Origin of the sequence: Desulforhopalus singaporensis, assembly GCF_900104445.1 — a bacterium.
Taxonomy (GTDB): domain Bacteria; phylum Desulfobacterota; class Desulfobulbia; order Desulfobulbales; family Desulfocapsaceae; genus Desulforhopalus_A; species Desulforhopalus_A singaporensis.
Genome location: NZ_FNJI01000020.1, coordinates 79,234 through 92,621, shown reverse-complemented (window position 1 = coordinate 92,621; position 13,388 = coordinate 79,234). Strand labels below are relative to the sequence as shown.

Sequence of the window (13,388 nt, the reverse complement as noted above, 5' to 3'; positions counted from 1 at the left end):
CCACATCGGCGGCCGGCAGGATCGCATAGACGTTGCCGCCGTAGGCGATATCCAGAGTGAGCCGCCCTATCGCCGGCACCTCGATCTCCAGGTCTTTTTCAAACACAAAGCTGGGTACGCCCAGAAAAGTAACCTCGCAGGCACGGCCGTTTTCCACCCGTACCCGCACCCGGGTCAGCCCCGCGGGGGTGTCGAGATTGATAAAGGTCTCCGGCTCGGTGACCGGTACCATCCCGGTCTCAACCAGCGCCGTGGCCATCCCGATGGTGTCGTGGCCGCACATCGGCAGGTAGCCGCCGGTCTCGATAAAGATTGCCCCGACATCGGCTTCGGGATGTTTGGGTTCGGTGAGGATGACACCTGACATGACGCTGTGGCCCCGCGGCTCGAACATCAGCGAAGTCCGGATCCAGTCCATGTTCTTTTTCAGGTACAGCATCTTCTCGGCGATGCTGTCGCCGGGTATGTAGGGAATGCCGCCGGTGATGGTCCTGGTAGGCTCGCCCCCCGTATGGGTGTCGATGGATGTGAAACTGTTCTTGATTATCATTGTTCTTCCCAGATGTTTTTTGGGTACATTGGTCCCGGCGCAACTGCCCCTCCTGGATTAAGAATTTGCCCGCTCTTTTTTTGTCGTCGCACCGATTTCAACACCAACAGCGCTTCACACTGTCGGCACAAATGTCAATTGACGACTAGAGAGCAAGTTGTATGCCATGCAATAGTACCGTCTGAGAGAGGGGAAAAAAATCAGCTACAGGGAATATAATATATTGTAATCAGGAGATTTAATTTTACACCCATCAACACCGGAAAGTGAACTGGCGTAAAAACTGCCCCGTTGCGGCAAAACCAATAGAAAACAATGCTACATTTTTTTTGCGCAAAAACGTGATTCTTTTTGCGCAAATTTTGTCACCTGTTTTTCTTTTTACGGAATTTATTGTAAATATATGGTATTAACCACATCCATTATTCAGCTTACCGGGTCACGGGTAAAACTCAGCAAGGAAGCTGGCACCGCCCGTCCCGCATATTCTCCGTCAGTAACCGGCTTCTTTTTGTAAAAACTTTGTTATAACGTAAGGTCTTCGGGGAATCGGCAACTACGATAAAGACGTGATGGGGCAACAACCGTTTTCGCCATTGCCTGGGAAGGATGATTTTATTGAGGAGGTAATCCCTGATCGGGAAAAAAACGGTCTACCGGAGTAAAAAAAGAACAAAGGGGAACCCGATACCAGTCCCCCTCTTTTATAAAAAAGCGGCTATCACGCCACTTTCAGGACATTACGGCAAAAATCGACACTGCGCTGAAGAGCTTCTTTTTCAATATTGAGGGAACGTTCCATACTCCCGAGGTCACCTTCCATATCAAGTTCGATGTTGATACGGTCCATGTGCGGACATGTTTTTATCAGCTCATATGCCCCGACCATATCAAAATCACCGTCCCCCACCGCAGCCCCCTGGGCTTTGACCCCCCAGGGCATATAGCTGATCCGGTTGTCACGAAAATGGTTCGTAAATGCTCTTGGGGCAAGGTTTTTTACAGCTTGGGTCGGATCCTCGGTAACGTGATATCCGTTGGCAGTGTCAACGCATGCCCCCACCAGCGGATGGTTTATCTCGTCAAGGACCCAGATAATTTCCTCAGAGAATGCGTCGGCATGGTTCTCAACAGCGACGCGGATATTTTTCTTTTCCGCATAAGCAAGCGCATTTTTGACCTTTTCGACAAAATCTTTCAGCTGCGCCATCACCTCTGGATGGAATTTAGACCTGGCATAAGGGCGCGGGCGAACCACGTCAACGCTTATCTTTACCAGATCGGCGCCCAGGTGGCCGGCGATATCCAATCCCTCTTTTATGGTATGGTTAAGGGTCGGGTCATAGTCTGCGTTCATGGAGAAGTTATATTCGAGGTAAAAATCAAGTTCTTTTGCCCTCTGTCTTACCCTGTTGAGATAAGCCGGATCAAGGCTTTCAAATGCGGCATCGTCCACATGCAGACCTTCAAGTCCTAACGATGCGCAGTGATCCATAAGCTGCCAGAGGTTCATCTGCTGCGGCCAGGGTAAGGTAAATCCGCCCCAGAGCTGGCCAATGCCGTGAAGATAAAATCCATAGGTGTGAAAACCAAGCTTCATGTCGCGACCTTTTTCGGTTATTGATTGTTATTTGCCATCAAAGATATTACCGACCAAAGACAATCGGCGAACCACATCGGCCTTTCCCCTCGCTGCTGGGGTTACGGTCAGACCGTAATCGAGAATTGCCCGGATATTGAGGTTTGCCGCAATCGGTACTGCACGAAAAGAATAATCAACCGCGATACAGCAATCTTCGCGCCAGAACCAAAAACCATGGCAAAATGTTCGTTGCAATCTGCCACGAAGCGGCATAAAAGCTGAAATTTAGAGAGCCTACACAAGAAGGGAATCACTGATTCCACAAAGAGAAAAGCGCAAAAAATGATTCTATTTTTCGCAAAAAAAATTACATTTTTTCCGCAAAATATGTATCTTTTTTTTGGAGTACCTGGCGCGTGATCAACCGGATGACATTATTCTTCGGGTCGGAGTTTTGTCTGTTGCCGGCAACACGTTCATCCATCATCACCGAAGGATCGATCAATTTTCATTTTCTTCATCCGGTAGGCCAGCAGTTGCCTGCTTATCCCCATGGCCTTTGCCGCACGGGTTACGTTTCCGCCGTGCCGTTGAAGATTACTGATGATCAGCTGGCGCTGTCTGCTGCCTGTTTTTTGCGGCAGTTTTATATTTAATGCTTTCAGTCTGCGATAAAAGGTCTGGCGGGAAACTCCCATGATTACTGAGGCATCTGAGATGTTTCCATCAGCATCGGACAACGCGTCCATGATTTTCTGCGTTTCCGCCTCATCGCCATAAGCGTCTTCTCTACCGGGAAAAGTTGCGGGAAGAACGGTCCAGTTTTCCCGGGCGATATTCTTCCTCGGCGTCATCGCTCTTTGGACCGGCTCACTCCTTGTCCTGCCGTGATCACCTGCAAACACGCCGAAACCGGACATGAGATGCCACTTTTCTATCATGCGTCCCTGGCCCACCATATTCAGAGCCCCTTCAATGATATTTTCCAGTTCCCGGACATTTCCCGGCCAGTTGTGGTGTTCAAAAAGGCGCTTGACCTCTGAGGACAGGCCGACCACGTTCCTGCCCATCCGCCGGTTGTATTTTTCAAGAAAATGCCCCACCAATAGCGGAATATCATCCATCCTCACCCTCAATGGGGGTATGGAGATATAGACGACGCTCAGGCGATAGAGCAGATCCCTTCGCACCTCACCGGTCTCAATGGTGTCCTCAATGGTATTGTTGATGGAACTGATAATCTTCAGATCCAGCTTCAGCTCCCTGTGCGATCCTATACGGCTCACCTTCTTTTCCTGAATCGCCCTGAGCAGCTTGGGCTGAACCTCCTTGGTCATCGAGTTCACCTCATCCAGGAAGAGCGTTCCGCCGTTGGCACGCTCAAAGAGTCCGGCCTTGTCTATCGCTCCCGTAAAAGCCCCCCTTTTGGTCCCGAACAGAATACCCTCCAGCAGCGTTTCGGGAATAGCCGCGCAGTTGATCGCGATAAACCTGCCGTTTTTCCGGCCGCTCAGGTTATGGATCGACTGCGCAATAAGCTCCTTGCCGGTACCGGTTTCCCCGTAGATGAGCACCGGCGAATCGGTCTGGGCAGCCATTCTTGTCCTGTTCAACACATCCAGCATTGACGGATTTTTCCCGACGATATCCTCGAGACAGAAATCGGTATCACCGACAAATGAAATCTGTGAAACCTTGCGGTCATCATCATCGACTGTGTCCTCTACCCGCCGGTACTCTTTGACAAAAGCGATAACCCCGGCTGTTTCGCCGTTTCGCACCAAGGGGTAGACACTGGTGATACTGTCGACAATCTGCCCGTCGCGGGCTTTATACAGGATGGGGCATTCAACGATCGGTCGCCCGGTGCGCAGACAGCGCATTACCAGACTGGATTCTTCGTCAAGGTGATAGACATCGGTTATTTTTTTTCCAAGGACGTCTCCAGGGGCAAGACCATCCAGCTGCGCATGCATCGGATTGTAAAACGTAATCTCACCCTTGGCGTTGGTCATCAATATACCAATATCCAGCGAGGAAAGAACCGGATACAATTGTCCGTCGCTGATATCAATTGCTGTTATGCTTTCAGGATCTTTTACAAACAAAAGGGTTCCTCCACCTCGTCTCTGGGGTTGGCTAACAATTTTAAAGTTACCACAACAGACTAGTAAACACCATGCAGCCAAAAAAATGTAGCCCAAAAACCCACCGACAGATCAGATCAAGCAAAGGTGCGGCACCGGAAAACAAAATCATGGTTGTCCATTGACCGCACCAGTTGATAATATCAAAGAAGACAGACGCGCAGCAAGAAACTGCCGGGAGTATTTCCCGGAAAAGGCCGGACGCAACAACTGCTGCAAAGAGGTTGACATTGTCAAGACATAGAATTGCTGTATTAGCGTGTCGGCCGACAACTCCAATTTTTCGGGATCACCATGTCACAGATCAGGATAAGGGCAATCGCCGGGTTGCAGCCACAGGACGTTTTCACCGTTTCACGAACCTTCACAGACGAGGATGTGAACCGATTCGGCGAAATTTCAAAAGACTATAATCCGGTACATTATAACGAACTGTTCGCCGCCCAGAAAAATTTTGACGGATGTATATGTCATGGTCTGCTGATCGGCAGCATGCTGACTGAAATAGGCGGACAGATCGGCTGGCTGGCGACCGAGATGACGTTTAAATTCAAGAGGCCTGTCTATATCGGGGACCGCGTCACGTGCACCTTCACAATTAACAGCATTGACGAAAAAGGGTACGCCAGCGGCAAGGCCGAATTCACCAACCAGAATCATACGGTGGTATTGACGGCCCAGCTCAAGGGGATAGTTCCCGGCAGGCAGGAAAGATCCCTGATGAAAGACTCCTTGTCCACAGCGTAGCCACCATGTTGACAATTCATTAAACTTTCAGGGAGCGACCCATGATCCCAGAAGATGGCCCTGTGGTCATTATCGAAGACGATTACAACACCGCAGCGCTGGTTCGTACCTACCTTGAGCGGGAAGGTTTTTCAACCGTCCATGCAGCCGACGGAGTAAGCGGGCTTGAGCTGGTCAAAGAGCGCAGGCCGATCTTTGTTGTGCTCGACATTATGCTGCCCGGCCTCGATGGCTGGGAAATATGCCGCCGGCTCCGTACCTTCTCCGACGTGCCCCTGCTGATGCTGACCGCCCGGGAGGAGGAAATAGACAGGGTCAAAGGGCTGGCCATAGGTGCCGACGATTACGTCATCAAACCTTTCAGTCCGCGTGAGCTGGTGGAAAGAGTGAAAGCCATCCTGCGCCGCGCACGACCGAGTGAAGAGCTGAAAAAGCGAAAACTCACATGCAACCGGCTGGAAATGGATCTGGAGAGACATCGGGTCCGGCGTGGGGGAAAGACAATACCGCTCACCACAACCGAGTTCCGGCTGCTGAAAACCCTCATGCAGTCTCCCGGGCGGGTTTTTTCCCGAAATGAACTTCTCGACAGTCTTTACCAGCACGGGGAGATCGTCGTCGACCGCGTCATTGACGTGCATATCGGCAAGCTGCGGCAAAAGCTGGAAGATAACCCGGCAAGACCGAAATACATCCTGACCGCGCGAGGATTCGGCTACAGCCTCTGCGATGAGGACGACCCATGAAAACCCCGCAAGAGAGCCTGCTGGTCAAGTTGCTGCTGGTGACACTTGTCCCGGCCATCACCATCATCCTGGTAATCTGGCTGGCAATAGACAAGCAGGCCGCCGGGTATTTCATGGCGCTGATGAAAAAATATGAAATCTCCCCCACCGAGATTCACCAGATGTTTCTGTCCTCGATCCACTTTTCACTGATCTGGGCCAGTCTGGTCGCGCTCGTGCTCTCTTTTGTGCTCAGTTTTCTGCTCATCCGCCGGGTGCTGAAACCGTTATCGCAGATGACGACCATTACCGATCAGGTTGCCGACGGCAATTTCTCCACCAGGGTCGATATAACCACCAGGGACGAGGTCGGCAGACTCGGTATTTCCTTTAATCACATGGCCGACAGCCTCGCGCGCATAGAACAGCTGCGCCGGAACATGGTCGCGGATGTTGCCCATGAGCTGCGCACACCGCTTACCAACTTGCGCGGCTACCTGGAGGCCCTCAACGACGGGGTGCTCGAACCTTCACCGAAAACTCTCGGCATCCTCGAAGAAGAGACCATGCGGCTGGTAAAGCTGGTGGAAAATCTCCAGCGGCTGGCAAGGGCCGATGCCGCCCGGTATTATCTGGATCTTGAAATAATAAGCATCGCTAAAGAGATCGATTACCTGCTCACTCTCTACCGCACTACCCTTCACAGCAAAGACATATCACTTACAACAAGTTTTCCCGCCGCTGCCGATACGGTCAAGGTCGACCGCGACAAGTTCCTCCAGGCGGTGAGCAACCTGCTCGACAACTGTCTCAAGTACACTCCGCAAAATGGCCGGATCGACATCTCCAGCCGCAGGACATCCGGCGCAGTCGAAATCAGTATCTGCAATACCGGGCCGGAAATTTCAGCCGACGATCTGCCCTTCATCTTCGAAAGGTTTTTCCGCACAGACCGATCCCGCTCCCGTGATGGCGGAGGGGCGGGAATAGGTCTTGCGATAACCCGCGAACTCATTGAGGCCCACGGCGGCCGGGTCTTCGCCGATAGCAGCAATGGCCGGACATGCATCAGCCTGCACCTGCCGCGGTGACTCTTTACTCCTCTTAACCACCTGCACTCTTTAACCAATCTTTACATTTACTTTATCATCCCTTTACCTCCGCTGGTTATGGTTGGTGGGTGACAACACAGTGATTACCGCAGAGTAAAAAATTATCTGCGGTGATCTCAATGTACAGCAGCAAGCCGCTACAGCCCTTGCACCACAGTGTAACGGATGCACCCGGTAACTGCTCTGGTATTCACCGGTGCAGGATCGTTGTCTTCCTGCAGTTTCCTTTAACATGTGCGAAAACCGCAACAGGAGGCAATATGTGGAAAAAAGTGACGAAATCGATTTTACCGATTATGACCCTTGCGATACTGACCGGTCTGTTTCCGGTGGGCGGCAGTGATCGCCCGGGACTGGCGACAGAAAAACATAACGAGGATACTGGGACGGAGTTTGAACATGCCCTTTTTGGAGGAGGTTGTTTCTGGTGTATGGAAAAACCGTTTGAAGCACTGAACGGGGTTCTTTCGGTGGTCTCCGGGTATGCCGGAGGGACGACCCCTGACCCGACATACAAAAATTACGGACGGGGAGGCCATACCGAAGTCGTGCAGGTCACCTACGACCCGGACAGGGTCACCTACGGCAGACTGCTGGATGTTTTCTGGCACCAGATCGACCCCACCGATGGGGGCGGTCAGTTTGTCGACCGGGGCAATGAATACATTTCGGTCATCTTCGTGTACGACAACAGACAGCGGCAACTGGCCGAAGCATCCAGAAAACAGCTTATAAAAAGCAAGATTTTTAACAAACCGGTACTCACGCCTATTATCGACGCCCCAAGGTTCTGGCCGGCGGAGTCCTATCACCAGGACTTCTACAGGAACAACCCCCTTCGCTATCGATTCTACCGCGCACGTTCGGGCCGTGACGACTTTTTGCACCGCACCTGGGATGGGATCAACGTCGATCTCAGCGGCCAACAGCAGGAGGCCGGAGTGACAAGAGAAGAATTAAGGCAACGACTTACTCCCCTGCAATACCGGGTTACCCAGGAAGAAGCCACCGAACCGCCCTTTGACAACGAATACTGGAACAATAAAAAAGATGGCATCTATGTCGATATCGTCTCAGGAGAACCGCTGTTCAGCTCCCGTGACAAATATGATTCGGGCACCGGCTGGCCAAGTTTTTCCCGCCCCCTGGTAAAAGAGAACATTATCGAGCAAAAAGATCGCAAACTGTTTATGCCCCGTACCGAGGTCCGCAGCAGCAGGGCGAATTCCCACCTCGGCCACCTGTTTCATGACGGACCGGCGCCAACCGGACTGCGATACTGCATAAACTCGGCGGCGCTTCGGTTTATCCCTGCACAAATGCTTACCAAAGAAGGTTATGGTGAGTTTGCTGACCTTTTCTAGCCCGTTAACCGTTGATGCTTGGTTCCATGCCGGCATTTCGTCTGTCTCGCCGTGGGGAGGAAGCGGCCGACCGTCATTTTTATCAATACCACCTTATTTGCTTGCCGGTACCCTGCTGCGCAGCAACAGTGTACAGACAAAACAGAGCAGACTCACCGCGACAATGATCCGAAAAACCGGCAGCATGGCATCCGATACCGCCAGCGCTATCAAGGCCTCGCTCTGCTGGTCGAGTATCTGCCTGAACTCCTGGCGGAAAAGATTCTCAAGGCTCTTGTCAAGCAGTTCCACAATGGCCACCGGAATCATGGTGGAAGACGCCTGCAGGTTTTGCAGCAGCTCAGTGGTCACCACTCCCCCGCAGATGCCCACGCCGATCGTTCCGCCCAGGGTGCGGGAGAACTGGTGAAAGGAAGTGGCCACGCCTAGGTTGGTGCGGGAAAGATCCGCCTGCACCAGCAGCAGGGTGGACAAAGTGACAAACCCCATGCCGAACCCGGCCAGGATAAAAACAACAAAACAGACGGTCAGAGAAGTCTGGGGAGTTAACCAGAGCAGCGCCGCGGTGCTGCCAGCCAGTATCAGCCCGCCAAGTACCGCTGCATGCCCGCTGCCGGTGCCGTCGACAAATCGCCCGAGCAGAAGAGAGCCCGCCGACCACCCAAGGCTCAGGGCGAGCATGGTGACTCCCACCTCCATGGGGGTTTTAGCCAGGGCTCCTTCGATAAATATCGGCACGTAGGCAAAAAGTGCAAAAATTGCAAAGCTGGCGCAGAATACCGCACAGTTGCCAAGAGCAAACACCGGGCGGGCGAAGAAGCCCAGGTCGAGTACCGGGTCCACAGCCCGTTTTTCCGCAACAATGAAGAATACGGCGAAGATCAACGACATCGCGCCAAGACCGGTTATTTCACTGGAAAACCATGGATAATTATGGCCGCCAACAATAAAAATGGTGAGGAAGCAGAGAATGAACCCGGAAAGACAGGTGATACCGGCAATGTCGAGGTGCACCTTTTTGCCACCGCCGGTCCGGGGCTGCATACATCGCCTGATTATTACCAGAGATGCCAGTCCAAGCGGTACGTTGAGAAAGAAAATCCACCTCCAGGAAACATACGTGACGATAAAGCCACCCAAGGTTGGACCGATGATCGACGATATGCCCCAGACGGAACTGGCAAGCGACAGGGTCTTGCCGCGCTCGCCGCCGGACGAAACACTGGATAACACGATATATACAAGGGAAAATATGCCACCCGCTCCTACCCCTTGAAAAACCCTGGCACCGATCAGAACCGCCATGGACGGAGCGGCGCCGGCAACAAATGAGGCGAGCATAAAAACAGTTATGGAAAACAGGAAGAGCGTCCTGGCACAGTACCGGTCGGCCAGTTTGCCCAATACCGGCAGAGACACCGCGCGGGCGAGAAAATAGGCGGAATATACCCAGCTGTACAGACTCAGGCCACCGAGGTCGGCAACAACGGAAGGCATCGCCGCGCTGACGATCAAGGCATCAAGGGCACCCAGAAAAAGTGCCAGCAGTGCGGCGACAATGATAAACGATCTGTTTTGCGAAGTCGTTTCCCGCATTGTGATATGGTGCCAAAACTTACGATAGTCCCTTACTTACAAGAAACTGTCCCATTTTCTTGTCGGTATCGTTGATGTGTGTCAGCAGCCAGTTGTTTAAAAAATTGAGTACATCCAAGGTCACTGACTTCTTTTTTGCCCGATAATCGATTTCCACCTGCACAAATTTATCGAGAAAAGCCTGATGTTCCTTTGCATGCTCTTCCACAAAGGAGGCTTGATGCCGTTGCATAAGCTCCTCTTCCATGCCGAAGTGTCTTTCCGCAAACAGACGCATTCTGCCAATAATCTTTAACATAATTTCGTCAGAAGATCCATTTGTCATCGAGTCATAAAATTCATTGACCATGGTAAGCCACTTCTGGTGCTGTTGGTCTATTTCAGCAATGCAGATAGATAATTCATCATTCCATTCAATCATGGGCATGGACTGGCCCTCCTGTCTTTCTTGTTACCGGCATCTGTCAGATCCCGTCAAAATAGCTGACAATATCATCAACATCGAGTTGTGAAGGCTGCAGATACTTATTGGCATGTTTTTCCACAATTCCGCTTTGCAGGAAGACCCTGACAATGTCGGCGTCTATTTTTTCCTGTTGGCACATCCCCTTCATGATCTGCAGAACTTCAGACAACGTTTTCGCTTTCTTGTACGGTCTGTCCGAGGCGGTCAACGCCTCGAAGATGTCGACCACGGTCAGAATTCTCGACTCAACCGAAAGGTTGCTTTTCTTTTTCTGGAACGGGTACCCGCTACCATCCAGGGTTTCATGATGGTCGACCGCTATCTCAACCACCCTTTTCATGGCTTTTGGGAAGGGTATTTGCCTGAGCATGTTCAGCCCTGTGATGACATGTTCCATTATCTTAAACCGCTCTTCGGGGTTAAGGGTTCCGCGGGAAATTGACAAGTTGTAGAATTCACCGAGGTTATACTCATTTTCAGGAATCTTTATCGCTATATTTTCGGCATTAAAAAATTCTTCCTGATTGTTTGTACGAATGACAATATGCTCGGGCTTATCCGAAAAAAGCGGCTCGACAACCGGCAACGCTTCCCCGGATTTATAACTCTTGCGGCAAAACTCTCCAGCGGAGATACCGATGCTGTCGCTGAAATGCCGCAGCCAGGTGCGCTTTCCGATCTCCCGAAGCCGGTGCCGGTGTTCCTCCTCCAGGAATTCGCCGCCGACATTGCAGCCGGCGACAAAGGCAAACTCCCGCTGCAATGCTTCAAGCTTCTCATTTAACTCCGCACCAAGTTCATCTTTATCACCGCCCTCTGTTGCTTTCTTATAATAATCGACCAGCGCGTCCCGGTGTAACACTTCAAAGCGCATGCGTATTTCATGGATGCGGTCATAGACGGTTTCCAGCTTGGTGGCTTTATCGACGACGTACTCCGGAGTGGATACTTTACCACAGTCATGCAGCCAGGCGGCAAGCCTGAGCTGCCGCCATTCGTCTTCATTGTGCAGACAAAAATCCTGCAACGGCCCTTCGCTGGTGTCATGAACCGCCTGGGCCAGATCCTCAGCCAGCTCCGGCACCCTTAGGCAGTGGGCACCGGTGTAAGGGGATTTTGCATCGATGGCTGAGGCGACGACCCGGACCAGGGCATCGAACAACTCCTGCAGAGAAAAAACCAGATTCCGATTATCAAGAGTCACCGCCGCCTGGGACGCGAGGGCGCTGATAAAATTTTCGCTATGGGCAACATTTTCGTCAAAAGAGGCGTCGACCCGCCCCCCGTTGGGGTTGAAAATCTGGATAACGCCCAAAACCTCGTCCCGCTGGGTGACGATGGGTACGGTAATCAGGGAGTTGATGGAATAGTGTGTCGGTTCATTTTCAAGCCCCGTGGGAAAAAGGGTAAGTTTTTTGTTTTTGACAGTTACTGTTTTTTGGCCGTTAAACGCTTCGCAGGCGGAACACAACACAGAGTCCCTGCTGAGAAAAGAAGCAATAGAGGGATTGACCATGATCCGCGGCGCAGGGTCCTTTGATAACCCGCCCAGCACGATATTTTCAGAACCAAGAGACAAAAGTTCCACTCCAAGTTCTTCATTGTCCAGAAGATACACCACTCCACCGTCGGCATCGACCAGTTGCCTGGCGATCTGCAGGATAAGCATTACCAGTTTATCCGATTTTTTCTCGGTGGACAGCGCCAGTCCTCCCCGGACCAGGAGTTCAAGCTGTTCCTGGGTTTTCAACAGGTGTGCCGCCTTCGACTGTATGGCTCCCTTCATGGAGTTGTAGGCATCGTTAACGGCCAGGATTTCCTTGACGCAGGTTGACGGGGGCCCGGAAAGGGAAAAATCAAAATTTTGTATCTTCTCTGTTTCCTGAACCAGCCGTCCGATCGACTTCGAGGTATTTCGCACCAGAAACAAGGAGATGCATAGTGCCACACCGACGGCTATCATCGTGCAATAAACTATCCGCCACGCCATCTTCCCTATATGCCCGGTAAGTTCATGGAGGGGGATGGTTACAACAACAACCAGGTCGAGCCCATACTGCATCAATATGGACTCGCCGCTGACGATGTAATCAGCCCCCGCAACGTCAAGGATAGAGGGTGCAGTTGCAGACTGTGCCATGAGCTGACCCATCTGTCCGGCCACCGCCTGTACCAGCGGGTCGGCAAAATCCGTCGCATCCTGAAGACGGACATCGTTGTCCGGCGTCTCTTTCCAGGAAAGACCGGGGTAGGCAACGATCCTTGCATGGGAATCCATTACCCAGATCTTGCCGTTGGAGACAACATTCTGACGCTTGAGCATAGAACTGATCTTGGTAAGGGTTATGTCGGCACCAAAAACCCCTTTTCCACTGGCAAGAACCTGCGCGCAGGTCATGCCGGGCAGATTTGATTCGGTAATCATGTAAGGCGAAATAAACTCGGTTTGTCCCGTACGTTTAGCCTCGATATACCATGGTCTTTTCCTGGGATCATAGACGATTTTATTCTGTTCGCGGCTGGCGATAATCGTGAGATCTTTATCAAGAAAATTCAGGACCTGGCTACGCTTCCCGGCATCATCGACCTGGATCAGCCAGCTGGCATATGCGGTACCGGCCGGTGCCAGATACCTCTTCATCACCGCTTGATTTCCCCGTACGGCCTCGAGATAGCTGAATTCGCCGTTATCGTAACCGATGAAAACGGAGACAAGTTCGGGCTGATCATCAAGCATAACCCGCATGCTGCCAACGTTGATATCGAGGCCGTCAGCAGTTATCAGACGCCCGTGAGCCGATAAAGTCTGTGAGGCGGTGCTTGCAAGGGTGGACAACCTGGCGAGAAAAACGTTTATCCGCTCAACGGTCCTGCTGGTTATTTCCTGGAAAATTATTTTCGCAGCATTCACCGCCGTGGCCTTGGTCTCATGGTTCATTATGGCGAGAACGGAAACCGTAATAACTGTTGCGGTCAGTATAACGGTAAAAGCGATAATCGTCGTCAGCGATACTTTAAGTTTTTTAACCCAATGCACTGCTGCTCTCCATGTATAATTTACCCACAACAATTCCTTGTGGTCTTTGCTTGTAAATTTTG

The 13,388-nt window shown here is 51.7% G+C and carries 10 protein-coding genes; 4 read left to right on the top strand and 6 right to left on the bottom strand.

Annotation, left to right across the window (positions count from 1 at the left end):
- The 3 genes from BLQ17_RS14055 to BLQ17_RS14045 form a co-directional block, all read right to left on the bottom strand.
- Nucleotides 1-550 (bottom strand): proline racemase family protein (locus tag BLQ17_RS14055; protein ID WP_176761238.1); only part of this gene is annotated, 550 nt, incomplete at its 3' end.
- 721 nt (nt 551-1,271) lie between these two features.
- Nucleotides 1,272-2,150 (bottom strand): sugar phosphate isomerase/epimerase family protein, encoded by an 879-nt coding sequence (locus BLQ17_RS14050; protein ID WP_092223913.1) that lies wholly within the window; start codon nt 2,148-2,150, stop codon nt 1,272-1,274.
- A gap of 458 nt (nt 2,151-2,608) precedes the next feature.
- Nucleotides 2,609-4,240 (bottom strand): sigma 54-interacting transcriptional regulator, encoded by a 1,632-nt coding sequence (locus BLQ17_RS14045; RefSeq protein ID WP_092223911.1) that lies wholly within the window; start codon nt 4,238-4,240, stop codon nt 2,609-2,611.
- A gap of 333 nt (nt 4,241-4,573) precedes the next feature.
- Between BLQ17_RS14045 and BLQ17_RS14040 the strand changes: the two genes are divergently transcribed.
- The 4 genes from BLQ17_RS14040 to msrB all read left to right on the top strand — a co-directional run bounded on the left by BLQ17_RS14040 (nt 4,574) and on the right by msrB (nt 8,227).
- Nucleotides 4,574-5,026, top strand: coding sequence for a MaoC family dehydratase (locus BLQ17_RS14040; RefSeq protein WP_092223909.1), 453 nt, complete (start codon nt 4,574-4,576; stop codon nt 5,024-5,026).
- Nucleotides 5,027-5,067: 41 nt separating this feature from the next.
- The gene (locus BLQ17_RS14035) at nt 5,068-5,772 is read left to right on the top strand and encodes a response regulator transcription factor (RefSeq protein WP_092223907.1); all 705 of its coding nucleotides are present in this window, start codon (nt 5,068-5,070) and stop codon (nt 5,770-5,772) included.
- Nucleotides 5,769-6,842: a sensor histidine kinase gene (locus BLQ17_RS14030; RefSeq protein WP_092223905.1), complete on the top strand. Its 1,074-nt coding sequence runs from the start codon at nt 5,769-5,771 to the stop codon at nt 6,840-6,842. Before BLQ17_RS14035 ends, BLQ17_RS14030 begins: the two co-directional genes overlap by 4 nt.
- Nucleotides 6,843-7,123: 281 nt before the next feature.
- A complete protein-coding gene (gene msrB, locus BLQ17_RS14025; RefSeq protein WP_245695144.1) occupies nt 7,124-8,227 on the top strand; it encodes a peptide-methionine (R)-S-oxide reductase MsrB in 1,104 nt (367 codons plus the stop codon).
- 93 nt (nt 8,228-8,320) lie between these two features.
- Here the strand turns inward: msrB and BLQ17_RS14020 are convergent, their stop codons facing one another.
- From BLQ17_RS14020 to BLQ17_RS14010, 3 genes are read right to left on the bottom strand one after another with little or no spacing between them, the layout of a single operon-like run.
- Nucleotides 8,321-9,823: an MFS transporter gene (locus BLQ17_RS14020; protein WP_092223903.1), complete on the bottom strand. Its 1,503-nt coding sequence runs from the start codon at nt 9,821-9,823 to the stop codon at nt 8,321-8,323.
- 19 nt (nt 9,824-9,842) lie between these two features.
- Complete coding sequence (locus BLQ17_RS14015) at nt 9,843-10,250, bottom strand: bacteriohemerythrin (protein ID WP_092223901.1); 408 nt, start codon at nt 10,248-10,250, stop codon at nt 9,843-9,845.
- Nucleotides 10,251-10,287: 37 nt separating this feature from the next.
- Nucleotides 10,288-13,326 carry an HD domain-containing phosphohydrolase gene (locus tag BLQ17_RS14010; protein WP_176761237.1) on the bottom strand — a complete coding sequence of 1,013 codons (3,039 nt, stop codon included), beginning with the start codon at nt 13,324-13,326 and terminating at the stop codon, nt 10,288-10,290.
- Between the last annotated feature and the right edge of the window lie 62 nt (nt 13,327-13,388).

Excerpts from the sequence above, each read along its gene's own strand:
- BLQ17_RS14050 (WP_092223913.1), bottom strand. The coding sequence starts at position 2,150 with ATGAAGCTTGGTTTTCACACCTATGGATTTTATCTTCACGGCATTGGC.
- BLQ17_RS14040 (WP_092223909.1), top strand. The coding sequence starts at position 4,574 with ATGTCACAGATCAGGATAAGGGCAATCGCCGGGTTGCAGCCACAGGAC.
- BLQ17_RS14035 (WP_092223907.1), top strand. The coding sequence starts at position 5,068 with ATGATCCCAGAAGATGGCCCTGTGGTCATTATCGAAGACGATTACAAC.
- BLQ17_RS14030 (WP_092223905.1), top strand. The coding sequence starts at position 5,769 with ATGAAAACCCCGCAAGAGAGCCTGCTGGTCAAGTTGCTGCTGGTGACA.
- msrB (WP_245695144.1), top strand. The coding sequence starts at position 7,124 with ATGTGGAAAAAAGTGACGAAATCGATTTTACCGATTATGACCCTTGCG.
- BLQ17_RS14020 (WP_092223903.1), bottom strand. The coding sequence starts at position 9,823 with ATGCGGGAAACGACTTCGCAAAACAGATCGTTTATCATTGTCGCCGCA.
- BLQ17_RS14015 (WP_092223901.1), bottom strand. The coding sequence starts at position 10,250 with ATGCCCATGATTGAATGGAATGATGAATTATCTATCTGCATTGCTGAA.